This window comes from Agarivorans sp. TSD2052 (assembly GCF_023238625.1).
Classification (GTDB): Bacteria; Pseudomonadota; Gammaproteobacteria; order Enterobacterales; family Celerinatantimonadaceae; genus Agarivorans.
Map to the genome: position 1 here is coordinate 1,928,466 of NZ_CP096670.1, position 24,906 is coordinate 1,953,371.

General features: G+C 43.4%; 26 protein-coding genes. 22 read left to right on the plus strand and 4 right to left on the minus strand.

All coding sequences use genetic code 11. The annotated features are described in order from the left end of the window. Window positions 1-76 precede the first annotated feature (76 nt). Window positions 77-1,135, plus strand: coding sequence for an acyltransferase family protein (locus tag M0C34_RS08730; RefSeq protein ID WP_248715240.1), 1,059 nt, complete (start codon window positions 77-79; stop codon window positions 1,133-1,135). Window positions 1,136-1,162: 27 nt separating this feature from the next. Here M0C34_RS08730 and M0C34_RS08735 read toward each other — a convergent pair whose 3' ends face one another. Then, window positions 1,163-1,432: a hypothetical protein gene (locus M0C34_RS08735; protein ID WP_248715241.1), complete on the minus strand. Its 270-nt coding sequence runs from the start codon at window positions 1,430-1,432 to the stop codon at window positions 1,163-1,165. 76 nt (window positions 1,433-1,508) lie between these two features. After that, the gene (locus tag M0C34_RS08740; RefSeq protein WP_248715242.1) at window positions 1,509-2,708 is read right to left on the minus strand and encodes a multidrug effflux MFS transporter; all 1,200 of its coding nucleotides are present in this window, start codon (window positions 2,706-2,708) and stop codon (window positions 1,509-1,511) included. Window positions 2,709-2,803: 95 nt separating this feature from the next. On the opposite strand from M0C34_RS08740, the gene M0C34_RS08745 reads away from it, so the two are divergent. From M0C34_RS08745 to M0C34_RS08780, 8 genes are all read left to right on the plus strand, one after another. Beyond that, window positions 2,804-3,289 (plus strand): MarR family transcriptional regulator, encoded by a 486-nt coding sequence (locus M0C34_RS08745; RefSeq protein WP_248715243.1) that lies wholly within the window; start codon window positions 2,804-2,806, stop codon window positions 3,287-3,289. Window positions 3,290-3,524: 235 nt separating this feature from the next. Next, the gene (locus M0C34_RS08750) at window positions 3,525-4,613 is read left to right on the plus strand and encodes a sensor domain-containing diguanylate cyclase (RefSeq protein ID WP_248715244.1); all 1,089 of its coding nucleotides are present in this window, start codon (window positions 3,525-3,527) and stop codon (window positions 4,611-4,613) included. 511 nt (window positions 4,614-5,124) lie between these two features. After that, window positions 5,125-5,922: a hypothetical protein gene (locus tag M0C34_RS08755; RefSeq protein WP_248715245.1), complete on the plus strand. Its 798-nt coding sequence runs from the start codon at window positions 5,125-5,127 to the stop codon at window positions 5,920-5,922. A gap of 159 nt (window positions 5,923-6,081) precedes the next feature. After that, on the plus strand, window positions 6,082-6,252 hold the full coding sequence (locus M0C34_RS08760; RefSeq protein ID WP_248715246.1) for a hypothetical protein: 171 nt from the start codon (window positions 6,082-6,084) through the stop codon (window positions 6,250-6,252). 319 nt (window positions 6,253-6,571) lie between these two features. Beyond that, a complete protein-coding gene (locus M0C34_RS08765; protein WP_248715247.1) occupies window positions 6,572-6,955 on the plus strand; it encodes a hypothetical protein in 384 nt (127 codons plus the stop codon). Between the two features lie 109 nt (window positions 6,956-7,064). Beyond that, window positions 7,065-7,742 carry a hypothetical protein gene (locus M0C34_RS08770; protein ID WP_248715248.1) on the plus strand — a complete coding sequence of 226 codons (678 nt, stop codon included), beginning with the start codon at window positions 7,065-7,067 and terminating at the stop codon, window positions 7,740-7,742. 207 nt (window positions 7,743-7,949) lie between these two features. Further along, complete coding sequence (locus M0C34_RS08775; protein ID WP_248715249.1) at window positions 7,950-8,582, plus strand: GyrI-like domain-containing protein; 633 nt, start codon at window positions 7,950-7,952, stop codon at window positions 8,580-8,582. 70 nt (window positions 8,583-8,652) lie between these two features. Further along, complete coding sequence (locus M0C34_RS08780) at window positions 8,653-9,048, plus strand: ACT domain-containing protein (protein WP_248715250.1); 396 nt, start codon at window positions 8,653-8,655, stop codon at window positions 9,046-9,048. 401 nt (window positions 9,049-9,449) lie between these two features. Here the strand turns inward: M0C34_RS08780 and M0C34_RS08785 are convergent, their stop codons facing one another. Continuing rightward, complete coding sequence (locus M0C34_RS08785; protein ID WP_248715251.1) at window positions 9,450-12,119, minus strand: phospholipase C; 2,670 nt, start codon at window positions 12,117-12,119, stop codon at window positions 9,450-9,452. An 879-nt stretch (window positions 12,120-12,998) separates the two neighbouring features. Between M0C34_RS08785 and nifE the strand changes: the two genes are divergently transcribed. From nifE to M0C34_RS08840, 11 genes are all read left to right on the plus strand, one after another. Next, window positions 12,999-14,405 (plus strand): nitrogenase iron-molybdenum cofactor biosynthesis protein NifE, encoded by a 1,407-nt coding sequence (gene nifE, locus M0C34_RS08790; protein WP_248715252.1) that lies wholly within the window; start codon window positions 12,999-13,001, stop codon window positions 14,403-14,405. Window positions 14,406-14,407: 2 nt separating this feature from the next. Then, entirely contained in the window at window positions 14,408-15,793 is a 1,386-nt protein-coding gene (gene nifN, locus M0C34_RS08795) for a nitrogenase iron-molybdenum cofactor biosynthesis protein NifN (protein ID WP_248715253.1), read from the plus strand. Window positions 15,794-15,800: 7 nt separating this feature from the next. Further along, window positions 15,801-16,268 carry a NifB/NifX family molybdenum-iron cluster-binding protein gene (locus M0C34_RS08800; RefSeq protein WP_248715254.1) on the plus strand — a complete coding sequence of 156 codons (468 nt, stop codon included), beginning with the start codon at window positions 15,801-15,803 and terminating at the stop codon, window positions 16,266-16,268. Window positions 16,269-16,299: 31 nt separating this feature from the next. After that, complete coding sequence (gene fdxB / locus M0C34_RS08805; RefSeq protein ID WP_248715255.1) at window positions 16,300-16,605, plus strand: ferredoxin III, nif-specific; 306 nt, start codon at window positions 16,300-16,302, stop codon at window positions 16,603-16,605. Window positions 16,606-16,792: 187 nt separating this feature from the next. Further along, window positions 16,793-17,287 carry a SoxR reducing system RseC family protein gene (locus M0C34_RS08810; RefSeq protein WP_248715617.1) on the plus strand — a complete coding sequence of 165 codons (495 nt, stop codon included), beginning with the start codon at window positions 16,793-16,795 and terminating at the stop codon, window positions 17,285-17,287. Between the two features lie 273 nt (window positions 17,288-17,560). Then, window positions 17,561-18,421 (plus strand): Fe-S cluster assembly protein NifU, encoded by an 861-nt coding sequence (nifU, locus tag M0C34_RS08815; RefSeq protein ID WP_248715256.1) that lies wholly within the window; start codon window positions 17,561-17,563, stop codon window positions 18,419-18,421. Between the two features lie 12 nt (window positions 18,422-18,433). Continuing rightward, window positions 18,434-19,651, plus strand: a complete 1,218-nt coding sequence (nifS, locus tag M0C34_RS08820) for a cysteine desulfurase NifS (RefSeq protein WP_248715257.1) — start codon at window positions 18,434-18,436, stop codon at window positions 19,649-19,651. Between the two features lie 16 nt (window positions 19,652-19,667). Then, window positions 19,668-20,867, plus strand: a complete 1,200-nt coding sequence (nifV, locus tag M0C34_RS08825) for a homocitrate synthase (RefSeq protein ID WP_248715258.1) — start codon at window positions 19,668-19,670, stop codon at window positions 20,865-20,867. Then, a complete protein-coding gene (locus M0C34_RS08830; protein ID WP_248715259.1) occupies window positions 20,864-21,157 on the plus strand; it encodes a nitrogenase-stabilizing/protective protein NifW in 294 nt (97 codons plus the stop codon). The genes nifV and M0C34_RS08830 overlap by 4 nt, the downstream gene beginning before the upstream one ends. A gap of 18 nt (window positions 21,158-21,175) precedes the next feature. Next, window positions 21,176-21,634 (plus strand): nitrogen fixation protein NifZ, encoded by a 459-nt coding sequence (locus tag M0C34_RS08835; RefSeq protein ID WP_248715260.1) that lies wholly within the window; start codon window positions 21,176-21,178, stop codon window positions 21,632-21,634. Beyond that, window positions 21,624-22,508, plus strand: a complete 885-nt coding sequence (locus tag M0C34_RS08840; protein ID WP_248715261.1) for a peptidylprolyl isomerase — start codon at window positions 21,624-21,626, stop codon at window positions 22,506-22,508. The genes M0C34_RS08835 and M0C34_RS08840 overlap by 11 nt, the downstream gene beginning before the upstream one ends. A gap of 92 nt (window positions 22,509-22,600) precedes the next feature. Here M0C34_RS08840 and M0C34_RS08845 read toward each other — a convergent pair whose 3' ends face one another. After that, the gene (locus M0C34_RS08845) at window positions 22,601-23,071 is read right to left on the minus strand and encodes a DUF2780 domain-containing protein (RefSeq protein ID WP_248715262.1); all 471 of its coding nucleotides are present in this window, start codon (window positions 23,069-23,071) and stop codon (window positions 22,601-22,603) included. Between the two features lie 815 nt (window positions 23,072-23,886). On the opposite strand from M0C34_RS08845, the gene M0C34_RS08850 reads away from it, so the two are divergent. Both M0C34_RS08850 and M0C34_RS08855 read left to right on the plus strand, forming a co-directional pair. Next, window positions 23,887-24,318, plus strand: a complete 432-nt coding sequence (locus M0C34_RS08850) for a hypothetical protein (RefSeq protein ID WP_248715263.1) — start codon at window positions 23,887-23,889, stop codon at window positions 24,316-24,318. A gap of 57 nt (window positions 24,319-24,375) precedes the next feature. After that, the gene (locus M0C34_RS08855) at window positions 24,376-24,783 is read left to right on the plus strand and encodes a hypothetical protein (RefSeq protein WP_248715264.1); all 408 of its coding nucleotides are present in this window, start codon (window positions 24,376-24,378) and stop codon (window positions 24,781-24,783) included. Window positions 24,784-24,906: the final 123 nt, after the last annotated feature.

The window sequence follows — 24,906 nt, forward strand, 5'->3', positions numbered from 1 at the left end:
CTATCTACCCTTGCTGATTCCGAATCGGCGAACACGCGTTTGTGTTTGTTGATGAGTATTCTTTAGGTTGATGATAATGGCCAGCAGAGTAGAGTGTATTGACATCGCGAAGGGGATTTCAATTTCTTTAGTGGTGTTTCACCATAGCCAAATTCATAGTGCTTTACCGAATATTATTGATTCATTATCACTGTTTAGGATGCCGCTTTTCTTTTTTTTGTCAGGCGTGTTTTTTTCTACCCGTTCACGCTTAAGTCATTTTATTTTGAAGAAAGCGGAAGCTCTGCTTAAGCCTTACTTTTTTGTGTTGTTTATTTTGCTAGTGGTGTCATTTTTAGCCAAAGAAGATGCTCTTATTTGGCAACTAAAAGGCATTTTTTATGCCACTGGAGACACCATAGAGTGGACGCCTATGTGGTTTTTACCCCATTTATTCCTTTTGTATCTAATGGCATATTGCTTGGTACGTTATGGCAAATTATGTTCGTTAAGGTTGCCCACAACCTTAATACTACTAATTAGTTTTTTCAGTGTTGGTGCGTGGGGGCTTGACGCATTTTGGTATACGCCCATGGTTATATTTGGTGGTTCGGTGTTGCTCCCTGGTTTGCCTTTTTCTCTGGATATTGCTCCTATCACCGTCGCGTATTTCATTTTAGGCTACATCTTTAGAAATAGAGTGGTGAGTTTTCGGCCAAATGTATTCTATGTTTTGCTATCTATAGCGGGCTTTTTTACGGTGGCACTGTTTACTTCGGCACATATCGATTTTAACCATCGATTACTGGTAAACCCAATCGCTAGCTGCTTAGGTAGTTTATGCGGTATATATATGGCTTTGTGTTTGTCGATATTGCTGGCAAAGTCAGCGTGCTTGAGAAGCACTTTTACACGATTGGGGGCATCCAGTTTATATATTCTGATTTTCCACTTTTTCATTTTGATTCATCTTCACCATTTTGTGGTGAGTCTGTTTCCTTTTAGTGATTATGTGGTGCTGTTCTCGATAATTGAAGTGTCTTTAGCGATTTTGGCCTCACTGACAATAAAAACGCTGATAGAAAAAAACAGCTATTTGGAGATTTTTTTTAAACCAGTAAAAGCGCGATCACTTGATCAGCATGCTAAGAGTTAACACCCCTAAAACAGGTTGCTACCTCGCTCATTTGATAAGCATTTTCGGGTGTTGTAGGCGACAAGCGACCGGCTGAGTAGAACCGTCCCATTTTAGTAATTCTCCCTTTCTTTTAGGGTCTGGCCATAACTCACCAGTTTTGTTGCAAAAGGCGCACTCAACCCCTAATACGCCACCCAGTCTACCTAAGTCACAAATGACGTGGCTTAGATAAACGTGGTGAGAATGGCACTCTGGGCAGGTGGCTACTAGCCGACAGCTTTCATCGAATTTGCCTAGGGCAACATCTTGAGCCATGAGCAGATTAAACCTGTATTAATAGCTTTAATATTTAGTCTATGACTTGATGTTTGTTTGTGCAAACTTCAAATCATCAAGAACTTGCTAAAGGGGCTTGTGCAAGTTGGCTATCGTTTAGCTGGTTAGCTTTAAGGGTGCTTATTAACGCAATGCTCGCTGAGCCCAGCATGATCAAGACCATTGGCCATAGGGTGTGTTGAGTAAGCATTGCTGCGATGGCGCTTATTGCCGCGCCAGAGAAAAATTGTAATGCCCCAAGTAATGCCGATGCGGTGCCAGCTCCGCGACCAAAATATTTTAAGAAACAAGCGTTAGAATTAGACATCGTGCCACCAGTGGCAGCCATACAAATAATAAAGCCGCTGGCAGCAAACCAAAGGTTGTTTGGCGCTAAAATTAGCGCACTAAGCAAGATTAAGCCGCCAAACCATTGTAAACCCAAAAAGCTAACTAAGGCTTTTTCAGGTTCTACACGATTAAGCATATAAGCGTTAAGGCGGTTAATGGTTATTACACCCACAACGTTGGCTAGAAAAAGTGTTGAAAAGAGCTGTTCAGACACGCCAAAGTTAACGATGTAAGCAAAGGGTGCATTGGTGATGAAAGTCATTAATACGGCATAGCCAAAAGCATGAGCAATTAAGTAGCCGCGCGCTTGTCGGTTGGCCAGTATGCTGGCAAAACTTACCTTAGTGGCTGAGTGGGTGGGCTGGGTGTGTTTGGGCATTACAAATATCGCCCAAATCGCGACTACAGCGGCCAACAAACCAGAGCTGATAAATATCCAATGCCAGCCAAAGTACTTTAAGATAAGTGTGCCAATGGATGGGGCGACTGAAGGCGCAATCATCATTATCAGCATCACTAACGAAAAGATCTTAGCGGCTTCTTTGCCTTTAGCGTTGTCGCGAATAGTTGCTGGAACACCTACAACAGCAATGCCCCCACCAATAGACTGTAAACAACGCCACAACCAAAAGTACGCTAAGTTATTAGCTAGCGCCAAAAACACGCTACATACCGCAAAGATACTTAAGCCTATCACCATTACTGGTTTGCGGCCGTATTTGTCTGATAGGGGGCCTCCAATTAATTGACCCAGCGCCATACCAAATACATACAAACTCACTGTCATTGAAATCATCGAGGTATTTACCGAAAAATCTTCAGCTATAAGCGGAATGGCCGGTAAGTAACTATCGATAGCAAAAGGGGTCATGGCAAAGACCGCGGCAAGCATAAACACGAGCTTTTTGGAGATGAGTTGTTGCATAAATAACCTTATTTAATCTTTCTGGAAAGATAATAGCTAGTGTTTAGCTTTCTAGCAAGATATATTGGAGAGGCATTTACTCAATGAGGATACCCATGGCCCAACAGCAAAGCGTCGACCACATATTGCACTCAACCAAATTAAATTGGCCAGAGGCCTACCAAGGTATTTCTTCGATTATTTTGCGTACTGTGCGTGCCAACGCCAAGTTTGTTACCCTTTTAGAGTCGGTTATTGGCCAGTATGGTCTCCAGGGGGCGGATTTTGGGGTATTGGTAACACTACGTCGTCATCCTACGCCTTATTGCTTGTCACCTACCGAGCTATACAGCGCAATGTTGTTTAGTTCTGGTGGATTAACCAAGGTGCTCACTCGAATCACTAACGCAGGTTTAGTAGAGCGAATAAACAACCCAGACGATAAACGCAGCAAGCTTGTACGCTTAACCAAGCAGGGCAAGGTACTCATTGAGCAAGTAACCCTAGAACTTCATGAGCAAGAGCAAGCCAAACTGTCGGTGCTTAACCAGCAAGAACAGCAACAACTTGACCAACTTTTACGCAAACTAGCAGGCAGTTAAATCAGGCTAGTTTAGGCACTTTGTATCGATGCTTTATCTAAACCCGTTAATTGTGTTGTGAAGGTCTTAATCAAGGTCTGTTATAGCGCTTTAGGCTAAATATAAAATAAAAAAGATAAAACAAAAGTGAAAGGTATCGGGTTTATAAGGTTTATGTTAGTTAGCTTATTGTTAGTAAGGATTTATTTATCTATTCTTTAGTGAAAATGCCTAGAGTAAATAGAAAGGAATACTAATGTCTGTCACCTGTGATGTCACTCCTAACACCAGTAGTGAACAAGTCATTAGGCGCTTGTATCAAATTACCAATGCTCACAACCAAGGTTTTGAAGCCCAGCTTTTAGAGTTACTAAAAATGGGTTTGGAGCGCTTTAATCTAGATATTGGTATTTTGTCTAGAATTCAGGGCAACGAATATGTAGTAAAGCACTGTGTCACTCCTGAAGGGGTTGAACTGCACGCTGGCGATAGCTTTACCTTAGATACCACTTATTGCGGAATTACGTGTGAAGCCAGTGCGCCAGTTGCGCTGGAGTATATTGGCGAAAATGACATTTATGCTAGCCATCCGGCTTATAAGGCCTTTGGTTTAGAGTCGTATATCGGTATACCGATCCGTTTAAATGGCAAGCTTTACGGCACCTTAAATTTTTCAAGCCCTCATCCATACCCGCGTCACTTTCAAGAAATAGACATTGATGCTTTGCAATTGATGGCGTCATGGATAGAAGTAGAACTGATCCGCCGCCAACAAGAACAGCAGCTAAATCGCTTAAATGAAAAGTTAAAGCACTTAGCTAATTATGACAGCCTTACTGATATTCCTAATCGTCGCGGTATGTACCGCAAGCTCAAAAAGAGTATCAACCAGCTGATTAGAACTCAGGGCCATGGCACCTTAGCTATTGTCGACATCGACCATTTTAAAAAGCTTAATGATACCTACGGCCATCAATTAGGTGACAAAGCCTTGGTAGAAACTGCAAATAAAATCTCAGCCTCTATTCGAGACTATGACTTTGTAGCACGGCTTGGCGGAGAAGAATTTTTAATCTGGCTACCTAACAGTAACCAACAAGGTTGCGCTGCAGTATTTAGCCGAGTAATGAAAGCCATCGGCAGTATATCGTTAACAGCAGAACCGATTACTGTTTCAATTGGCGCTTATCACCTAGCGTTTAATGATGTTCAGTTGCCTGATGATTTTGAAATGCTTGCCGATCGCATGATAGCCCTAGCCGACGAAGCGCTTTACCAAGCGAAAGAAACCGGACGCAATAAAGTGATAAGCCGCACCGGTCTGATTGAAGAACTACATCGCTAGTCGCTAAACCGATAAGAAAGCCATCGAATTAATCGATGACCCGCCGAAACCAAGGACCTAAAGCTAAATGCCTAAACCTTTAGACGGTGCTTTTTTGGCGGCCTTAACGGCTTTCTTCTCTTTTGCGGTTAATAGCGGTTTCTTTTTAGCGTTCTTCTTACTGTCTTGTCCTTTACTCATGATACTTTCCTTTTGAGCTAAGCACTAATGCCTGAGGTAGGAGGGGACCCAACCCTAGGGCGAGTTAGGCAATAGCTTGGTTTATACAAATAATTAAGCCAATGCGTAACCTTTCCAGTATGGCCCTTTCGTGGGGCAATAGATATAGTCAGCCAACAATAGTGGGTCAGCAGGGGAAAAGAGAGACCTAGGGTGTTTAACCGATGTCTATTTTTAGCGATAAAGGTCTACTCTGTTTATGACTAAATTATCATTTTTGTTCCTATCTAGCTGAAATGGTATATGTCTGGTGTTATTGTGCTTGTCGTTTATAACAGGGAGCTAATAACAGATGGTTAGCACCATAGTTATCTTTATAGGGAAGTGGTCTGATTATATGGAGCTTGGTTTGGGCAAGATAGTGAGTTGTTTGGTTTTGAGTGTCGTCCTTTTAGCTTGCCAGTCTACCGTTGAACACAATATCACCGAACGAAAGCCTGATTTTAATACGCTTTATGAAAAGGCCCAAAGTGATAAACAAGCTCAAATTGATTTAGTTGAATTAGTCATTCAAGAGCCTGAATGGGCAAATTCGTTCCTTTATTTTTTAGCTTCAAACTATGCAATTTCACTCGACAGAGTTGAAGATGCTGGCTTCCTTTTCTTTGCTGGGCAAGCGCGAGGAGCCATTGAGTTATATATGCATCCGGCACCGCCAGGAGGTGCTGGTTCGGCATTAGGCGCACTAAGGCACACTATTGGTTCTGTAGTAAATCCAGCCATAATGCAGCCTCGTGTTTACTCTAATATCGTGAGCCGTTTTGATACTTGGGAAGTCATCCCCCATCCTAATTATGACTTCCCATGGGATAAAACTAACAATCAGAAATCAGCTAAAGAGTTAGCCCACAAAGGTAGTGAGATAAAGTCTTCAATGTTGACTCACATGAAGCCTATGGCTGATTTATTAAGTATTCCTGAGTACTACAAAGCTTTTAAGACGATACAGGATTACAACTTAACCTTAAGCTACGAACAACAAACAGACCCTCAATTTTTAGAAGCATTCAATGACGCTAAGAATGTCATCGTTACTATTGAAAAGTCTAAAGGTTACGATATTTTAAAGTCTCGTTTTGATAAAGCATAACGAATGTGGATAGGGTGTCTTGCAGCCAGCGAGACTAGAAACTAGCGCTGCTGAATAGGCTCTGTTTCTGGCGATTAAGCCGATCATTGAAAGACCGATTGATAGCGCTCTCAACATGACATTTAGTTAAGCGTGTTACCCGCATATCAAGGAAGATGAATGAAGTTATATATAACAGCCATGGCCTTAATGCTGGCAGGCTGCGCAACTAACGATAAAGTGGCCGTTAATGGCAATCTAGCTGAAGCTGACCCAGCCCCTAAAATCGAAAAGAACGGGTTAGCCAAGCGCCTTTTAATATCTGTTCGATTATCATTCATCAGGCTTTAGCCTCTTATGAAACTAAGTATCTAGATGCCACCTCACATAAAGCTTTTACACAATCAGACAGTGGCGCATGGAGCTCAAAAATAAATAGAACATCTAAGCAGCATGCAATAAATAGCGCTTTAATCGGATGTAAAGTTAACAATAAAAAAAGTGAGAGAATCTCTCCTTGTAAAGTGATCAATGTAGACGGCGCCTAGGCTAAATAATAGCTAACTACCATTGCCGCTACCGCCACGAAGTTAACAGCATCATAAGGGTTGAAAATAGCATGCTCCACGGGCCTATTTGGCGGTTACATCTATAAGCAAAGGGTTGATTAATGTTTAAAAAAGCAGTGCTATATCTTGAAGTTCGTCAAGGCAGTATTAAAGCGACTGAGCTTAACTCGGGCAAAACGCTTACCCACAGCAGTGACGCGTTCGCTCATCCAAGAAGCCTGATTGGAGACTTCTTTGCTGTAGAGCGTTGCTTCACCAGCATTGTAAACGATTTAGCCCCAAAAACTTTTCTCAGTGGCCCCACAACGATAGTGGTTCATCTACTTGAAAACGCCGAGGGTGGCTTTACCAATGTAGAGGTACGTGCATTTAAAGAAGCCGCTTTAAGTGCCGGGGGGCAGGTGGTTTCGTTTCCAAGCAGTGAGGCCTTGTTAACTAAAGAACAGTTAATCACTGGGGCGTTTGCACAGTTAGACAGCATCTAAAAGACTATCTCCGCGATGGGCTGAGTGGCCAGTAGTGAAGAATTGATAATCATGTACTTTGCTGCGCAGCGGCTTAGTTCACAAGGAATATTTATTTTTAAGGATAACCATGAAATTGAAAATACTAATCCCATTTATTACCTTACTCAGCATTGCAGGATGTAATGTTAGTGATCAGTTAAAATCAGAAGAATCGCTTTGTGGTGACCTCAGTTCTTTGCCTACTGAGTTTGATATCACCGATGCTAATATAGAGGTACTGATGGCACCTGAGCCGTCAACCTACCCTGATATGGCTATGGGTAATAGTTATAGTGAAAGTACTGAAGTTGAATATAGCGATATTGTTTTCTCAATCAATTCTGAAGTCGAGCTTATTGCCCTAACAAAACCAACGTCTCAGCCCTTTTCTTTTGCACTAGTGAGCAAAGCTTATGCCTGCTCGCCAGCATTACCAAGCACCAATGAAAAGATAGTCGACATTAAGATTACTTCATCAACTGCTTTTGATAGCGATCTCGCTAGCGGAGACTCTCTAAAGTCTAAATTTATTGTAAGTTTTGCTGACTCTGAAACCCGATTTTATAATTATGTCGATGATGGGGTGGAATATTACTCTTTAAACCAATATTTAGAACAAGATGATGTTCATGCTGGTAATGTTGTTCAGCTTAAATTGGCTGAAGCGCCCGAATTTTCGGGCAGTTACGTTTTCTTTATCGAGCTAAGCTTAGATAGCGGCGAGGTGTTTATGTTAGAAACACCTGAAATTAGCTTCACAATGTAAACCCCAATCTGAATAGCTGTTGCATAGGCGACAGCTGTTTCGAAGTTTACTCGCTGTGTGATTTTTAATAAGAGAGCTTAGCTAATTTTTACTAAGATACTGAATAGTCAGGGTGTTATTGCACATACTCTGGCGTATCACGACAGTTTTATCCTATAACTGTGAGTTACTATATACAATTATCAGCGCAACACTGAAAGGTTACGTATGCAGCTTAAACATGAATGGCGTAAAACAGAAAAGGCCCTTTATCTCCCTAAAAATAAGCCTGAAGTAGTGAATGTTCCCGAGTTTACATTTATTACCATCAGCGGTGAAGGTAGTCCAGCCAATAGCCAGTTTAGCGATAGGATTGGCGCATTATACTCACTAGCTTATACCCTGAAAATGATGCCCAAGAAGATGGCTGAACCACCAAAAGGCTATAGCGATTTTACGGTTTACCCTTTAGAGGGGGTATGGGATATTAATGATCAGGCAAAGGCGACATTTGACGGTACCGTAAATAAACAAGACTTTGTTTATAAATTGATGATCCGCCAGCCTGATTTTGTAGACCAAAATTTCTATTCTGAAATGCTTGAGCTTGCCAAGTTGAAGACCAACAATCCGTTGTTAGGTCAATTGAGCTTTGAAAGCTTTGTTGAAGGATTATCTGTTCAGATGCTACATTTAGGGCGGTTTGAAGATGAACCGTTAAGTTTTGGAAAAATGGAACAGTTTGCCGATGAGCAAGGCCTTACCCGTTTATCAAAGGTGCATCGTGAAATATATCTCTCAGATGCTCGAAAAGTGCAGCCTGAGAAGCTCAAAACGGTATTAAGGTTTCAGGTACAGTGACTAAAAACACGAGTGACGCTTAAGCTGAAAGTTAAGGTAAACATCAACATCAACAACAAGGAAAATTCGCATGGCCGGAATGACAGACTTAGAGGCCTTATTGAAGTCGATGCAGCCACAATTGCTTGAACCTGAATTTGTGTTTTGTACGGTGGCGGGTTCGTTAGTAGATTATATTTCATTTAAACCGCTAGCAACGTTTATTGAGGCGGAAGGTTTAACCTTGGTGTTGGAAAAAACGGCTGCTCAACATGCCGGTTTGCCGTTTGAAGCTTCGTTTCGTCAAATAACCTTAACGGTCCACTCAAGTCTTGAAGCTGTGGGCTTAACTGCTGCGGTGTCGGCTAAATTGGCTGCAAATGGGATCAGCGCTAACGTTATTGCCGCCTATTATCATGACCATATCTTTGTGCAATCGGCTAAGGCTGAGCAAGCGCTGGCAGCCTTACTAACGTTTAGCGAATAAGCCTTAACGTTACCACCAGCAACTATCCATAGTACTGTGTATCTATCACCTATTTGGCGGCTTAAGGCTGAGCAAATAGCATTAAAAAAATCAATCATCAAGGTCTTTTAGCTAGATTCAACAAAGGTTTAAAGCGTTTGAAAGACTCGGGAAATATAGCCCGTTTATTTCTAAGGCGCACCGAGGTGAATATATCCAAGTGGTTAACTCACCTAAGCACTAGGTGGCCAACGACAATAACCAAAAATTGTCATTTAGCGGCGTTGGTATTTAACATTGATCCCGCATGTTGTGTATTCAGTAGGCTTTGTCATCAATCTAATACTTGCTACTCATCTGGGGCTAAAGAAGCCTGTTTAGCTCACTAAACAGACCTTAAGCCATCAAGCCTTATATCGCGCTTAATCATCAACCTTAGACGCTACTTGTGTTCTAAATTGCAAGCCAAACGGGAACAGCCTCATTCCTAAGTGAAAACTGCTCTTTTCTATAGGGATATTCACGTCACCTGGTGCAAAGTTGGCGGCAGGCGCTGGAGCTTGCAGTATCACGGTATTCGCACGCTTGGTGTTTTCTAGCTGATCAAGCAAACTATTTGCAGCATCTACGCGCGGTCCCAATAAGTTTTGATTGCCTGCCTCTTCACCTAAGAAATTAACGAGTATCGTTTTGAGTAACGAGGTGTGATCAAATACAGTACTAGAAACTGAACGTTTTTTGATCCAAGGAGAAACCAACAAGGCAGGAACTCTTGGCCCGTAATGAGTAGCGCCATCGGGATGTATTTTGTGGACCTCGGGGGCTGTATTGCTATTTATTCCGTGTGGAGGAACATGGTCATAAAATCCACCGTGTTCATCGTAAGTAATCACAAACAGTGTTTTGTCCCATTGTTGTTTGTTGGCTGTTAATGCCGCATATATCTCAAATACGCCTTCTTGACCGCGAACCACGTTTGACGGTGGATGGTCATCATCGGCATCATCATCTATCTCTAAATTTCCAATATGGGGGTCAATCCAAGAAACCGCAGGTAAGTTGCCATTTCTCGCCTTGGTTAACCAATTATTGCGCTGCACTATATTCGTTTCGTCAATGCGGTATTTTTCAAACATACGCAAAAATGAAATATTGCTCTCTACATAATTCCAGCTAACATTACCTTCACTTAGCAAGTCGAAAATCGTTGTACCTTTTACTGCACCAGCCAGTCGAGATTCTAGTTCTAAGTTATTAACATCGGGCGTACTTCCCATCAATGAAATAAACCGATTAGGGTAGGTTGGACCTGGGTGTGAGCAAAACCAGCGGTCGCATACCATATACTCATCAGCCAGTTGGTCAAATACTTCAAGGTGCTCGTCATCATAAAAACCCATTACTACGTTAGCGCCTTCAGGATCATTCGAGAACGCTGACTTACGAAGATAATTAGACAGAAAGCCAGACATTTCTCCGCCCGCTATTTGTTCTTGGTTTGCGGTTACACTGTGCCCTGGGTCTACCTGAACAGCCTTTCCATCTTGCAAGCGCAGGATGCTTTGGGTTTGGTTACCTCCGGGGATTGGGTTGCTGTAACTAGCAATATTGCCAAGCCCATCAATATCATTGCGGCCTTTTTTTGATGTTAGGTAACCTAGCATATGATCAAAAGAGCGGTTTTCTAGCATCAGCACAACAATATGTTCTATTTTTTTAGCGGCCCCCCCGTTAGTTGGCGTTTCAGGTGCCATGGTACCTGTTGTGCCGACAAATGTTGGAGTAAAGCCTTGAGTTAAAAATTGAAATGGAACCGTGGTGGGAACGGTTGGCGTAACGGGGGTAAATGCTTGGGCAACCAATAAAGGCTCAAACTCATGGTCTGGCTGAAAGGCCTCCTGCAGACGAAGCTTATGGCTAGGGGTAGCATAATGCCGAACGATCATTTGAGCGTCTGTCATTCGCAAATCATAAAATTGCCGATCATCGTTACCTTTCGCCAAGAACATAATCCCTTCAGTAACATGGGGGGCTATGTCAGCTAAGGTTTTGTTCATATCCGCGCCATCTAGTAAGCCGTTTATTTCACTATTAATGGCATCTCTAATACTGCTTTCAATAATGCCTAAGGTGGAAATGCTAATCTGACTGTCATGTTTTAATGTTAAGTGGCCATTCGCATTTCTAGCGTCAATTTTTTCAGCCGCTAGGTTTCTTGTCTCACGATAGGGGAACGCCCCCTTAAAGAGGAGCTCGATGTTAAAAGAGAATTGCGTAATATTGATATTGGGGCCTGCTATATCAATTTCTGCTGGCCCAGTTGTTTCAAATTCAAGGGGGATAGGGAGGGACAGGGTGTCATTGCCTCGTCTGCCAATTTGTGGGCACGGGACAATAAGATTGAGATCGCGCAAACGGGCACCCAAAGGTAAATCTAGAGGTTTAGTGATATTATCTACGCCTAACATTTTTGAAAACTCAGGATTAAACTTAACCGAGGCGGTATTATCTAGCCGAACTCTCATTCCCACCAGTTTGTGCACTTTTAGTAGTAATCTATTTAATAGTGATAAGGGAACGGCGGTTTCGCTAAGTGTTAATTGTAAATCTGGGTGTATTAGATGAATGTTAAAGCTCTCAGTAACGGTGCTCTTGTTTCTAATTCTTAGTGTCCACGTTCCATCTAGATCAGCATCTTTAATAAGATATTTATAGCGTTCATCGACTACTGGCGGTGACGCTCCTCCTGGCCGATTATCGTCGATGAAAACCCCTGCATCTTCACCAAATTCAGGAAGGGGGCCAATACCATCATTTATAGCCGCTAAAACACCAGGTACATTGTCGATATCGGGTTGAACCATCGCAAATTCATTGTTTGACCCTGGTTTAACTAACATCACTTCAATAGGTACTTGAAAACCTGGATTGATTTGCTTAACCGAAATTGATATTAGTTTGTTACCGGATAATACGGTGTGGCTATTTCGAAAGTTTGTTTTAAATTTGTACTCAAAACCACTGTTAGTGCCAAACGCGGGTTGGATTTGCATGGTTCCATCTACATTTATTGCTGTGATAATGTCGTTCATAATTTTCCCTTTTTAAATTACAGGTTTAATGTCTATTTAAAGAACAGTAATTAATCGCTGAGCAAGGGAATTAATATGAAAAAATATGTAGAAACACCGTTGTTAGCTAGTGAGTAGTATAGTTCACCACGCTAGGCTTGTTATTTCTTAACACAGTAATCACATGGCTTGAGCTGGTTAAGTGCCCGTTTTAAAGGGTTTTCTATGAGGGCGCAGAATAACGCATTGATTTATTTCGCTTAAATAATTTTGTGATATATCAACTTAACTGTTTACCTTTATTTACATCCGTTTATTAGCTGGTGCCTAAATTGTAGGATTAAATGTGAATAATTAAACTGGAGCCGTACGAGTTAAACTTAGCATATTGAATGACTTGAGTGATGTGTTAATCATTTCAATTGTATGGTGCATGTTGTTTATAAACATTAATGAGTAAATGCTTATATATGTTGTAAGCTAAATTAAAATTTCATCAGCTAATGTTTATAAAAAAATTAATTAAGCTGATTGATTAATATACATAAGGCTAAGGGTTTCTTATGCTTATCTTGTATTAGCTAGGTAAGCCGTCACGTTTATCATCGAAATTGTCATCCGCTGTTTTAACCCTGATTCGAGGTTCTACCATTAACCTAGCACCTTACAGCAACACATAGATTGGTTGATTCTCCTCATCAATGCTCAGACTTTGCTAAATGTGGCTTAATTTTCTGCTTACAAATGTTGCACATTGTATCGTTTGTCAGAGCCTTTGTAGCAAACCCTACAACACATAATTCATATTAATCAATGCGTTACGTGGTGGCTTGCTAGTTGCACTGCTTGTGACAAACGCTTTATTCAATTTAAGCAGCGTTATTGTTATGAGAGGTAAGCATGAAGCGAAGTGAAATAGCCGAGTTATTAGACGAGCCAGCTTGCGAGCATAACAGTGGTGAGAAAAGTGGATGCGCTAGACCTGTGCCCGGTGCAACGGCTGGAGGCTGTAGCTTTGATGGGGCGCAAATTACCCTGTTACCCATTGCTGACGTTGCCCACATTGTTCACGGCCCGATTGCCTGTGCTGGCAATAGCTGGAATAACCGCGGCACACGTGCTTCTGGGCGTAATTTATTCCGCTTAGGCTTTACTACCGATTTGAATGAGCAAGATGTGATTATGGGGCGGGCTGAAAAACGCCTGTTGCATGCGATTAAAACGGTGGTAGAAAAGCATCAGCCACCGGCGGTTTTTGTTTATGTTACTTGTGTGCCGGCCCTTGAGGGCAACGATGTGGCGGCCATTTGTCTGTTAGCCCAACAACGCTGGCATATTCCAGTAATAGCCGTTGATGCCGCTGGTTTTTATGGCAGTAAAAACTTGGGTAACCGTATTGCTGGCGAAGTGATGGTTAAGCAGGTTATTGGTCGCGCAGAGCCACCCGCTAAACCAATGATGAAACACGATCCAAGCCGCGCTGTTAACGATATTGTGTTGATTGGAGAGTACAATATTGCTGGCGAATTTTGGCATGTATCGCCACTGCTTGAGTGTTTAGGGTATCGGGTGCTGAGCTGTATGTCGGGTGATACGCGCTTTCATGAAATTCAAACCATGCATCGTGCTAATGCAGCCATGGTGGTGTGTTCGCGGGCGCAAATTAACGTGGCCAGAATGCTTGAAGAGCGCTGGCAAATTCCGTGGTTTGAAGGCAGTTTTTATGGGGTAGAAGATACCTCAAATTCTTTGCGTAGCTTTGCCCGCTTATTGGCCGACCCACAAGTTACGCTGGAAACGGAAGCCTTAATTGCTGAGCAAGAGAGCCGCATTCGTGAGCAACTAACCCCCTATGTAGCACGCCTAAAAGGTAAAAAAGCCCTGTTATATACCGGCGGGGTTAAGTCTTGGTCAATTGTGTCTGCACTTCAAGAGTTAGGCATTAGCGTGGTGGCTACCGGGACCAAAAAATCAACCGCTGAGGATAAGGCTAAAATCCAACAAATTATGGGAGAAGACGCCTTAATGCTTGACGAAGGTGGCGCTCGAAATTTATTAGATATAGCCCAGCAACATGGCGCAGACTTAATGATCGCCGGTGGTCGAAATATGTATACCGCGATTAAGGCACGGCTCCCGTTCTTAGATATTAACCAAGAACGCGAACATGCTTACGCGGGGTATTTAGGCATGCTTACTTTTGCCAAAGAATTGTGCCGTACCTTAGAAAGTCCTGTATGGGATTTGGTTAGCCAACCAGAACCTTGGTTAAATTCAGCTGTTCAATCCTGCGATCAGGAGAAGTAACCATGAGCCAGTTAATCGAACAAAGTCGTAGCCCCTTAGTAGAACAACCCTTAAAAACCAGTGCTGCAACCGGCGCGACGCTGGCCTGTATGGGTTTAGCCGACAGCATCCCTTTAATGCATGGTTCTCAAGGTTGTGGTGCGTTTGCCAAAGTGTATTTAATTCAACATTTTAGAGAGCCAATCCCATTGCAAAACACCGCCATTGACCACATTGCAGCGGTGATGGGGGGCGATGACAACTTAAGCCAAGCGTTACAGTTATTGTGTGATACACATCAGCCCAAATTGATTATGGTTATGACTACTGGCTTAACGGAGATGCAGGGCTGTGATCTAGATAGAGTGATTAGAGAGTTTAGGCAGCAGTATCCGCAATATCAGCAGGTATACATTGTGCCGGTAACGACCCCTGACTTTGTAGGTACTATGCAAACCGGGTTTGCTGATGCTATTCAAGCTTGCGTCAAACAAATGCTGCTGCACAACCCTATTGATAGCGCTACTGCGCTGGCTAAACGAAATAACCAGCAACTGAATGTATTTTGTTCGGTGGCTCTCACCAGTGCCGATGTAGAGCTAATAGAGCATTACTGTGGTGCCTTTGGTTTTAGCGCCATTATGTTACCCAATTTGTCGCTGTCGCTAGATGGCCATTTGGCTGAGCAAGATTATTCGGTTACTGCTACCGGCGGTACTAGCATTAAGCAGTTAGCGGATATGGCCTATAGCGCGGCCAATTTGGTGGTGGGGCCGTCGATGAGTAGTGCTGCGCATGTTTTAGAACAGCAATGCGGGATGCCTAGTTATCATTTGGGTATGGCAATGGGCTTAGCTGAGACTGACCAACTAATTTTGATTTTGTCTAGATTGTCAGGCAAGCCAGTTCCTGCTTGGTTAAGCCGCCAACGTAAACGACTACAAGATAGTTTATTAGATACCCACTTCTTGTTATCAAACAGCACCATTGCTTTGGCCTTAGAGCCCGATGCCGCCTGCGGTTATTCATCATTATTAAGTGAAGTAGGAGCGCAAATTAAGCTTGTGGTTAGCACCTTAAATAGTCGTTCGTTAAAGCAAATCAACGCACAGCGAATAATTATTGGCGATCTGTCAGATCTTAGCCAGCAGTTAGGCTCCATTGAGCTGGTGGTGGGCAATACCCATTGTGCCAATTTGTGTGAACCTGAAACGCCGGTATTGCGAGCGGGATATCCTTGTCACGATAGATTTGGCAATAGTGATGTATTGCAAGTGGGTTATGAGGGCGCGCGCGCGCGCTTATTTGCCTTAGCCAATTTACTAAAAGCTTATCACCAAGACGAAGTGCCAGCGCATGTTAGTGCTTACCGCTTTGGTCCAGAGCAAACATTGACCAATCAACAGTGAGGCGAGCATGCCAGTAATTGAGCGAAAGCTGCGGCTGATTGAAGACGGACAGCAACGGGAGCACAGTTTTAAGGTGGCGTTTGCTAGTGAGAGCAAGCTTAGAGTTGATCAACACTTTGGCAGTGCTCACACCTTTTTAGTTTACGGCTTTGGCCCTGAACATATTCAATTGATTGAAGCGCTCCAATTTGAGCTAAGCCCTCCGGGTCATGACAACAAACGCTTGCAACAACGCATTGACGCCCTAAAAGGGTGTGCAGCGGTATTTAGTACCGCTTGCGGGCAAGGAGCCATGCGCTTACTTAAGCAAGCCAACATTGTAGGCATTATGGCTGATACTGACGAGGACTTAAGCCTATTGCTGGGTGAATTGCATTTACAGTTTGTTCACCAACCTTTGCCATGGATGGTAAAAAATTCAAGCGACGCTGATGCAGAAACGCGATTAAACGAGTTATTAGACGAACCTTGGTAGGGCACAGTTTTAACTAAAAAAGGAAAACGAAATGAGTGATGTTAAATATATGGGGTTAACCAGAGATGGAAACTCCTGGGAGCCACAGTTTGTAACCGAGCTTGACCAAGGTTCATGTATTGGTTGTGGCCGTTGTTACAAGGTTTGTCCGCGTGATGTATTCGACTTGGTAGAGCGTGAGATTGATGAAGATGATGACGCTTATGATGATTACGATGATGATGTTGTGATGGTCATGGAGTTAAAAAACGCTGGCGATTGTATTGGTTGTAGTGCGTGTTCAACGGTATGCCCTAAAAACTGCCACACCCATACTTCGGCTAGCAGTATGGCTTAGTTCGTTTACCTATGTGTGGCGAGTTATACGCCAGTGTAGTCGCTGGCGTTTAATGGTTACGCCAATGTAAGTTAAGCGCAGAGGCAAATGGCTAAGGTTTGCCAGCACTGTTTGGGCCGCAAAGAGGCGTGATTCCGCTTAACTCGTATTGACACCTTTTTAACAAAGGATCTAGATTTTGGCTGACGTGATAATGCAGGTTGTGGCGATAAATGAAGACTCGGTTGAGCTGCAAGGTGAGCGCCAATCTAGCTGTAAGTCTTGCGCGCAAAAAAGTAGTTGTATTAATGTTGCAACAGAAGACGGTGGCCTGTTTAGTGCGCGTTTAGCCAAACAACCGTCTATGGTAGTTGGCCAACACCTGAATGTGTCTTGCCAAGATAGCTTTTTATTAAAGGTGATAGCCGTTATGTTGCTGCCCTCGTTGGCAGGCCTAGTGGGGGGCGCTTTATTAGTGAGTTACAGCTTTGCTAGCTATGTGACCGATTGGCAACACCATGATGGACAAAACACCTTGGCTGGACTGGGGGCACTGGCAGGTTTTAGCTTAGGAGTGATAGTGAGCCGCCGTTTAACGCGTCACTTAGCAGGCAAGGCTAGACAGCAGGTATCGGTGAGTAAACTAAAGTCTAAAGAGCCACAATTTAGAGAGCTACAATCAATGTCGCAAAGCCGACATTAAATTGTAGATGTGATGTAGCTCACACCATGTTAACACCGCCCATGAAATTAAATCTTCGCAAAAACAACACCTTATATACGTTGACCAATGCGGTATCTAGATTGCAATACTCTAGTTAAGCAGTAACTAGGTAATTTGAGTATTGATCCTTCGAGCAAGAAACGCTGTGTTTTAGTTCCCAATGGCATCTCAATACTCAACAGTAAGCATCAATGTTGTCTCAAGCTAGCTAGTTACTGCCCTCATTTAATCATTAACATCGTGGGGTAGCGTATGTGGAACTATTCAGAAAAGGTAAAAGAACATTTCTTTACACCTAAAAATGCCAAAGCAGTAGAGCAAGCTAACGCCATTGGTGATGTGGGATCTATCTCTTGTGGAGACGCTTTACGCTTAACACTTAAAGTTAATCCTGATACCGATGTTATCGAAGACGCAGGATTTCAAACCTTTGGTTGTGGCAGCGCGATTGCCTCTTCTTCTGCATTAACTGAAATGATCATTGGCCAAACTCTTGACCAAGCCATGAGTATTTCTAATAAAGATATTGCCGACTATTTAGATGGCTTACCGCCTGAAAAAATGCACTGTTCAGTCATGGGTATGGAAGCCTTACACGCCGCTGTTGCTCAGTATCGCGGTGAAGAAGTGGCTGAAGAGCACGAAGAGGGAGATTTGATTTGTAAATGTTTCGCCATTGATGACGCATTGATCAAACGTGTTGTGACTAAAAACAAATTATCCACCCTAGAAGATGTGATCAATTACACCAAAGCAGGGGGGGCATGCGCCGCCTGCCATGAAAAGATTGAGTGGGTACTAGAAGAGTGCCTTGGCGCACCTTTAGCGGAGCTTAGCCCAGTTATTACGCCCGTAAGCCCGGCAACCACCATCGTGCAGCGGATCCGCGTGATTGAACAAGCCTTAGACGAGATTCGCCCACAATTACAAGCTGATGGTGGCAATGTACTGCTGTCTGATGTTGAAGATGACATGGTGTTTTTGTCGTTAACTGGCGCCTGTTCTGGCTGTGGATTGTCGGCGGGTACTTTGGCAATGATTGAAGAAAAACTCAGCCAAGCCTTGGGTGAACGCATAACGGTGTATCCAACTGGCTCAGCGAGCTTAGCGTAAGGGAGTAGAACTATGAATGATTACAAAGATTTTGCCTATCTAGACAATAATGCTACCACCCAAGTTGACCCTAAAGTGCTTGCCACTATGCTGCCATATTTGAGCGAGTTCTATGGTAACCCTTCTTCAATTCATCAGTTTGGTGAACAAGTGGGCAAAGCTTTAGAGACTGCACGTCGCCAGGTTCAAGCCTTAATTGGCGCAGAGCATAGCAGTGAAATAATATTCACTTCCTGTGCCACCGAAGCCACTAGCACCGCAATAATGTCGGCGGTTGAGGCATTCCCGCAACGCAAAGAAATTATTACCTCGGTGATCGAGCACCCTGCTACCTTAGAGTTGTGCCAATTGTTGGAGCGTAAAGGTTATATCATCCATTGGATTGGGGTTGATAAGCGAGGTCGCTTAGACATGGATGCTTACCAAAAAGCGCTTAGCCCAAATGTGGCAATAGCCAGCTTTATGTGGGCCAACAATGAAACCGGCAGCTTGTTTCCCATTCGCGGTATGGCTGAATTGGCCAAGCAACAGGGCATTCTATTTCACACCGATGCAGTGCAAGTGGCTGGCAAACTGCCCATTCAAGTGGCTGATAGTGGTATTGATTTGCTGTCTTTATCGGGCCATAAATTTCATGGCCCTAAGGGCATTGGCGCCTTATATCTTCGCCGTGGTGCTAAATTTAGGCCGCTGTTACGTGGCGGACATCAAGAGCGCGGCCGCCGCGCTGGTACGGAGAACAGCAGTGGTATTGTTGGCCTTGGAAAAGCGGCTGAATTGGCTCAGCAATCGGTAGAGCAAGATTCGGCACGTATTGCGATGCTACGTGACCGATTAGAGCAAGGTTTACTGGCTAAAGTGCCTAATTGTTTTGTTACTGGAGACCCGCGCCATCGGGTACCCAATACCAGTAACATTGCCTTTGAATTTGTTGAGGGTGAGTCAATTTTGCTGATGTTAGATCAGCATGGTATAGCGGCATCTTCAGGCTCTGCGTGTACTTCTGGTTCCTTAGAACCTTCACATGTGATGCGCGCCATGGACATTCCTTACACCGCAGCACATGGCGCCATTCGGTTCTCGTTTTCACGTTTTAGTGATGATGCCATGGTAGACCAAGTGTTGGCGGTATTGCCCGGTATTGTCGCCAAGTTACGTATGTTGTCGCCTTATTGGGACGCAGCAAACGACTTACCGGCCCAAGAAAGCTTTAGCCCAGTATATGGATAAATGAAGGGGTGGCTTGATGTTAATCATTAACGATACAACCCTACGCGATGGTGAACAAACCGCTGGCGTCGCTTTCAGCGCTAGCGAGAAATTGCAAATTGCCAGCGCCTTACAAAGCGCTGGTGTTAGCGAGCTAGAGCTGGGTGTACCAGCTATGGGGGAGGCAGAGCGAGAGGTGATTAAAACGATCTGCTCAAGCCTTAGTGGTACTAAAAGCATGGGGTGGAGTCGCTTACATCGAGATGACATTGCCTTGGCAGGGGGACTGGGGCTGGATTACCTAGATATATCTATCCCAGCCTCTGCACAGCAGCGGCAATCAAAGTTAGCGATTAGCCAAAGCCAGTTGCTAAAGCAGTTAGAAGGTCACATTAAGCAGGCTCAAGACTTAGGTTTAGCGGTGTGTATTGGTATGGAAGACGCTTCGCGCGCTCAGCTTGATGATTTATATCAAATAGCCCATCAAGCCCAACAGTGGGGAGCTGTGCGACTTAGGTTTGCAGATACCTTAGGGGTATTAGATCCCTTTGCGACAGAAGTGTTGATCAGCGAGCTAAAGCGACACACTGATCTGCAGATTGAAATGCATGCGCATAACGATTTGGGCATGGCCACCGCGAATACTTTAGCGGCAATTAAGGCTGGGGCTGATTCGGTCAATACTACGGTAACGGGTTTAGGTGAGCGAGCCGGTAATGCTGCCTTAGAAGAAGTCATCATGGCTTTAAGTGTTACCCAGTTGGCCGGGAAACGCGCTATTCCAAGCATTTCCTTAAGCCGTTTGCCAGCTATTTGCGCTTTGGTTGAACAAGCATCAGGGCGGACCGTGGGAGTAAGTAAAAGCATTATTGGTCAGCAGGTTTTTACTCATGAGTCAGGTATTCATGTTGATGGCCTACTCAAAGACCCTAACAACTACCAAGGCTTTGCCCCTGAACTATTGGGTCGTAAACACCATTTGGTATTAGGCAAACACTCGGGTAGCAAAGCCATTGTCTCGGTTTACCAACATTTGGGTATACAGCTGACTGCGGCCCAATGTGGCTTATTAAAATCACTGTTGAGTCAGTGGGCTGAAACTTACAAACGTAGCCCGTCTAACCAAGAGTTACTGGGTTTTTATAACAATAGCATCGCTGGTGTGGCTTCGTTGAATCAGGATATAAATGGCAAGCTTGCTTATAGCAAATGGGCGGATAGAGGGTTAGCGCAATGAACAATACAACACCGCCTGTTGCGGTAGACCAACAGAATATTGAAACAATGGTGGCTTCTTTTAGTGGCGCTGAAGATTTTCTACAGGGCTTTCAGGTGGAATATAAACCTGGCTTGATACAAGCCAAACGTGTTGTGTACTTGCGTTTGTTAGGTCAATTGTTAGCCAAGCAACCAGCGAGTACTTACCAAGACTACAAAGTATTGGTTGCCAAGGCGTATTGCCTGTTAGAGAAGGGGGTTGTGGTCGCCCATTCCACCCCAGCTTGTAGTGCATGTGAAGGATGTTGAACAATAGAGGTGAAGCAGATGAATACCGCAAAGTTTGGTTATGGATGTAAAGTGAGGGTGGTAGAAAACATTCGCAATGACGGCAGCTTTCCTGGTTGCAAGAAAGGAGCTTTGTTAGTGAGGCGCGGCGCGACCGGTTATGTTCGTCAGTCTGGATATTATTTGCAAAATCAAATTGTCTATCAAATACAGTTTCTTAATAAAGGCTTAACCATTGGCTGTAAAGAAACAGAGTTAATTGATGCCGAGTTAGTCTGGCAGCCTAATTTATTTGAGTATGGTGACAAAGCCGCCTTAACCCTGTCTTTATCTCAGCAAGGAGAGGTGGTGGCCGACAAAGGAAGCATTGTTGATGTGCTCGCGGTGCGTCGCAAAGAGCAAGCCATGCCACACTATCGTATTCAATACGGTGAATTAGACGTTGAAGTACCAGAGCGAGCGCTGGCAGCCTTGGAGGAAGTGTCTTATGTCGTATAAGTCTTCAAGCAGCATCGATATCCGTGCCGCCAATTTGACCGAGTCTCGGGCTTATCTAATGATGAAAACCAGCTTATCTTTGTTTGAGTTAAACCCCGAACAGCTGGATAGTCATCAGTGCGAAGAGCTGGCTCGAGTGGTGGGCAAAACCGAAGCCATTCAACAGCGAGTGCTGGCTTCTGCCGAAGCGAAGCAAGTGCATATTGAACAGCATCAGCTCGACAAAGCGATTGAGTTAGTAAGGCAAAGTTTTAACTCTGAAGACGAGTTTAGAACAGCGCTAACGGCTAATCAGATTAGTGTGGATGGCTTGCGTTTGGCAGTCGCCAATGAGCTAATCAATGATGCAGTGCTGGCTTATGTGTCTAAAGACATCGACCCGGTTTCAGTACAACAAGCGCAAGATTACTACCAACAGCATATCGATAAATTTACTCAAGTCGCACGCTGTGAAGCACATCATTTGCTGATTACGATTAACCCGCAGTTTAAAGAAAATACTGCTACGCAAGCGAAAATCAGAATTGGCAAACTGGCTAACACTGTTAATGCAGACAATTTTGAGCATCTCGCCGAGCGTCATTCGGAGTGCCCAACGGCTGTGAATGGTGGTTATTTGGGGTTAGTGGAAGCAGGACAACTGCTACCTGAACTTAACCAAGCTTTGTTTGCGATGAACGATCACAGCTTTAGTCAGCCTATACTTTCTGAGATGGGTTACCACTTGCTATGGTGTAAGCAGCATGTTGAAAAGCACCAAGTGCCCTTTGAACACGCCAAAGAAAAAATCCAGCAGGCCTTATTTCAACATGCTTGTAAACAGCGACAGCGTCAGTGGCTAGCGAAGATCTGCCAGAGTGAGCCTCTCAATTAATGGCCTGGCTAGGCGGTAGTGTATGGTGTAATAGACAGTCGTTGTTGAGGCAAAAAACGAGTAGCCTAAACTACTCGTTTTTAGCAGGATAATTACGCCCAAATCTTAGTTAAACTGCCTAACAAATCTGCGCCACCATTGTCGCCTAAGTACTGCATAATGATCGGTGCAAATTGTTGAACCATGCTGGCGTCTAGGCCTAGTGCGCCAAAGGCTTGTTGTACACTTTCCATATTGGTAATTTGATTGAGCAATTGAGTGCTCATTGAATCGCTAGCGCCTGAAGGAATAATACTGTCGAGTAGTGAACCATCGCTGCTAGATAGTTGCTGTTGAGCCAGCGCCATTAGTGCGGCAGTGCCGCCGGCGGCCTGACTGTCTGTCACGCCCAACTGGCTGGTTAAACTGCCGAGTAAATCACTGCTAATACCTGAGCTATCAGAGCCACTTAATGATGAGGCTGAATCGAGCAAAGAGCCTAAATCGGCACTTTGTGCAGGCATGGCCACACTGAGAACTGAAGCGAGCAATGTTAGGCCAAGGGTTTTAGAAACGTTAGTCATGAATAGTCCTTAATTCGAAAAAAGTCTTAGCCTATAGCTAAGGTTTTGCTGTGAAAGAGCCTGGCTCGACTTACGCGTTAAGCCAATGGATTGTCAAAGTGGTGATAAAAACATTATCAATAGAAGCTAACAACATTGTATGGCGTAAGTGTGTTGTTCACTATATATTTTTTAAGGATTTATCCCCCCTTATGTTCGCCGCACAAAGTGAGAGTCTAAGTGTTTAGTTACTTTTACCTTATGATGCTTTTATCAATTTTAGCTGTAGAGGTCTGTTTTTAATAAAAGTATCTGATAAGCTCTAAACTAACAATAACCGATAAAAGTAATTTATGAATGTACGCCTTATTAGACTTCTATGGCTACTGAGTTGTGCCTGGCTATTACAAAGTTGTTCTGTACTCATATCGTTGACTTTCTACAACAATGGGAAAAGTAGTGTAGATGTATGTAATGTAAACTTGAAAGTTCCTGAATGTGTCACCGTCGAACCGAACTCTATGTTGGATTTGACTTTAGCTGGTGACATAAAGTCTGACTTTGGCCGTTTAAGCATAAGAGACTCGGGTAGCACTCACTTATACGAATTTTTGGTTCAACCACATTATCAGTATTCTTCAGATGTCTATTGTTCTAGGTTTTTAATTCAAAACTGTAATATCGCTGTTCAGTATCAACCTGACGGACTTATATACTGGGGAGGGAAGGGCTCTCTACCTTCAGTTTCTTTGCTTGAACAACCGAAAGGGTTTCCTATTGCTCCAAAGTAAGAATAGTGAATGTATACTCACTTTTAGTTCAATTTGCGGTTAGCTATGAATTTTCAATTTGATCTTTTGCAGTACCAACTATTAGCGACTCAGTTAAGGTTTGTTGCTCGATTATTAATCGTTTTAGGGGCCTTTATAGCATTACTAACAGCAGCCTATTCGATTGCAACCTTGATTATCGGTGTTGGAATAATCGTACCTGGCGCTCTTCTTCACTTCGAAATGCACCGCTTGCCCATTTGTACCCAAAACCGCCTTAAGATTAGTGAGGATCAACTGTTGCTGTCAAATTCAATCACCGATTATGACGTAAAGATAAGGTTGAACAGAGTAAAAAACGTTAAAATGACTGTTTTGTTAGGCTTAGCCTTAGTTTATGTAGATTTAGATGAAAACGAGAGGCTTACTTTGATTGCTTACGAAAATAGTAAAGATTTATTTGCTGAACTTAGCTTGGCCATTCATCGTCGAGCATAAAATTACTAAGCTTTATTTGGCTTGTTTACATAGGAAGCATCAAGGAAAAAGGAAGTCATGAATATTATTTGGCCCAAAAAGCTGTACTCTCCTCATGTAGCGCTTGGCAGCAGTATAGATAGCGCATTGTTAACGCTTAAGGCATTAGACGGTACAATTGAAGAAACACTTAATGAGGATACTCATTCATTTTCAGTTAATACCCCAGAGTTTGGTATAACTATCTATGAGAATAAGGGCATCGTAGCAGGTGTTTGGTATAACGATGCTCTTGGTCGATTATGGCCTAAAGGTAAAACTCTCAAAATAGACCTATATCTTCAGCGTTTTGGTTCACTTAATGAATGGGAAATGACCTTAGACAACGGATGGATGCGTTATTACTCTAACAAAAACTCCGGTGCCTTGATGGTGTATGGCATCCATAAAGATGTAATCCGCTTTAATTTACAGCAAAGTACTTAGGTGACATAGGCGTTGAATTTCCTTCTTTTTTTATCGAATAACTGACTTTCCAAAAGGAATTTTTTAAGTCAGGATAAAGTCAAAAAACCTGCGTGGGTTTAAATAATTTGGTTCTTACTTAGC

Excerpts from the sequence above, each read along its gene's own strand:
- M0C34_RS08730 (WP_248715240.1), top strand. The coding sequence starts at position 77 with ATGGCCAGCAGAGTAGAGTGTATTGACATCGCGAAGGGGATTTCAATT.
- M0C34_RS08735 (WP_248715241.1), bottom strand. The coding sequence starts at position 1,432 with ATGGCTCAAGATGTTGCCCTAGGCAAATTCGATGAAAGCTGTCGGCTA.
- M0C34_RS08740 (WP_248715242.1), bottom strand. The coding sequence starts at position 2,708 with ATGCAACAACTCATCTCCAAAAAGCTCGTGTTTATGCTTGCCGCGGTC.
- M0C34_RS08745 (WP_248715243.1), top strand. The coding sequence starts at position 2,804 with ATGGCCCAACAGCAAAGCGTCGACCACATATTGCACTCAACCAAATTA.
- M0C34_RS08750 (WP_248715244.1), top strand. The coding sequence starts at position 3,525 with ATGTCTGTCACCTGTGATGTCACTCCTAACACCAGTAGTGAACAAGTC.
- M0C34_RS08755 (WP_248715245.1), top strand. The coding sequence starts at position 5,125 with ATGGTTAGCACCATAGTTATCTTTATAGGGAAGTGGTCTGATTATATG.
- M0C34_RS08760 (WP_248715246.1), top strand. The coding sequence starts at position 6,082 with ATGAAGTTATATATAACAGCCATGGCCTTAATGCTGGCAGGCTGCGCA.
- M0C34_RS08765 (WP_248715247.1), top strand. The coding sequence starts at position 6,572 with ATGTTTAAAAAAGCAGTGCTATATCTTGAAGTTCGTCAAGGCAGTATT.
- M0C34_RS08770 (WP_248715248.1), top strand. The coding sequence starts at position 7,065 with ATGAAATTGAAAATACTAATCCCATTTATTACCTTACTCAGCATTGCA.
- M0C34_RS08775 (WP_248715249.1), top strand. The coding sequence starts at position 7,950 with ATGCAGCTTAAACATGAATGGCGTAAAACAGAAAAGGCCCTTTATCTC.
- M0C34_RS08780 (WP_248715250.1), top strand. The coding sequence starts at position 8,653 with ATGGCCGGAATGACAGACTTAGAGGCCTTATTGAAGTCGATGCAGCCA.
- M0C34_RS08785 (WP_248715251.1), bottom strand. The coding sequence starts at position 12,119 with ATGAACGACATTATCACAGCAATAAATGTAGATGGAACCATGCAAATC.
- nifE (WP_248715252.1), top strand. The coding sequence starts at position 12,999 with ATGAAGCGAAGTGAAATAGCCGAGTTATTAGACGAGCCAGCTTGCGAG.
- nifN (WP_248715253.1), top strand. The coding sequence starts at position 14,408 with ATGAGCCAGTTAATCGAACAAAGTCGTAGCCCCTTAGTAGAACAACCC.
- M0C34_RS08800 (WP_248715254.1), top strand. The coding sequence starts at position 15,801 with ATGCCAGTAATTGAGCGAAAGCTGCGGCTGATTGAAGACGGACAGCAA.
- fdxB (WP_248715255.1), top strand. The coding sequence starts at position 16,300 with ATGAGTGATGTTAAATATATGGGGTTAACCAGAGATGGAAACTCCTGG.
- nifU (WP_248715256.1), top strand. The coding sequence starts at position 17,561 with ATGTGGAACTATTCAGAAAAGGTAAAAGAACATTTCTTTACACCTAAA.
- nifS (WP_248715257.1), top strand. The coding sequence starts at position 18,434 with ATGAATGATTACAAAGATTTTGCCTATCTAGACAATAATGCTACCACC.
- nifV (WP_248715258.1), top strand. The coding sequence starts at position 19,668 with ATGTTAATCATTAACGATACAACCCTACGCGATGGTGAACAAACCGCT.
- M0C34_RS08830 (WP_248715259.1), top strand. The coding sequence starts at position 20,864 with ATGAACAATACAACACCGCCTGTTGCGGTAGACCAACAGAATATTGAA.
- M0C34_RS08835 (WP_248715260.1), top strand. The coding sequence starts at position 21,176 with ATGAATACCGCAAAGTTTGGTTATGGATGTAAAGTGAGGGTGGTAGAA.
- M0C34_RS08840 (WP_248715261.1), top strand. The coding sequence starts at position 21,624 with ATGTCGTATAAGTCTTCAAGCAGCATCGATATCCGTGCCGCCAATTTG.
- M0C34_RS08845 (WP_248715262.1), bottom strand. The coding sequence starts at position 23,071 with ATGACTAACGTTTCTAAAACCCTTGGCCTAACATTGCTCGCTTCAGTT.
- M0C34_RS08850 (WP_248715263.1), top strand. The coding sequence starts at position 23,887 with ATGAATTTTCAATTTGATCTTTTGCAGTACCAACTATTAGCGACTCAG.
- M0C34_RS08855 (WP_248715264.1), top strand. The coding sequence starts at position 24,376 with ATGAATATTATTTGGCCCAAAAAGCTGTACTCTCCTCATGTAGCGCTT.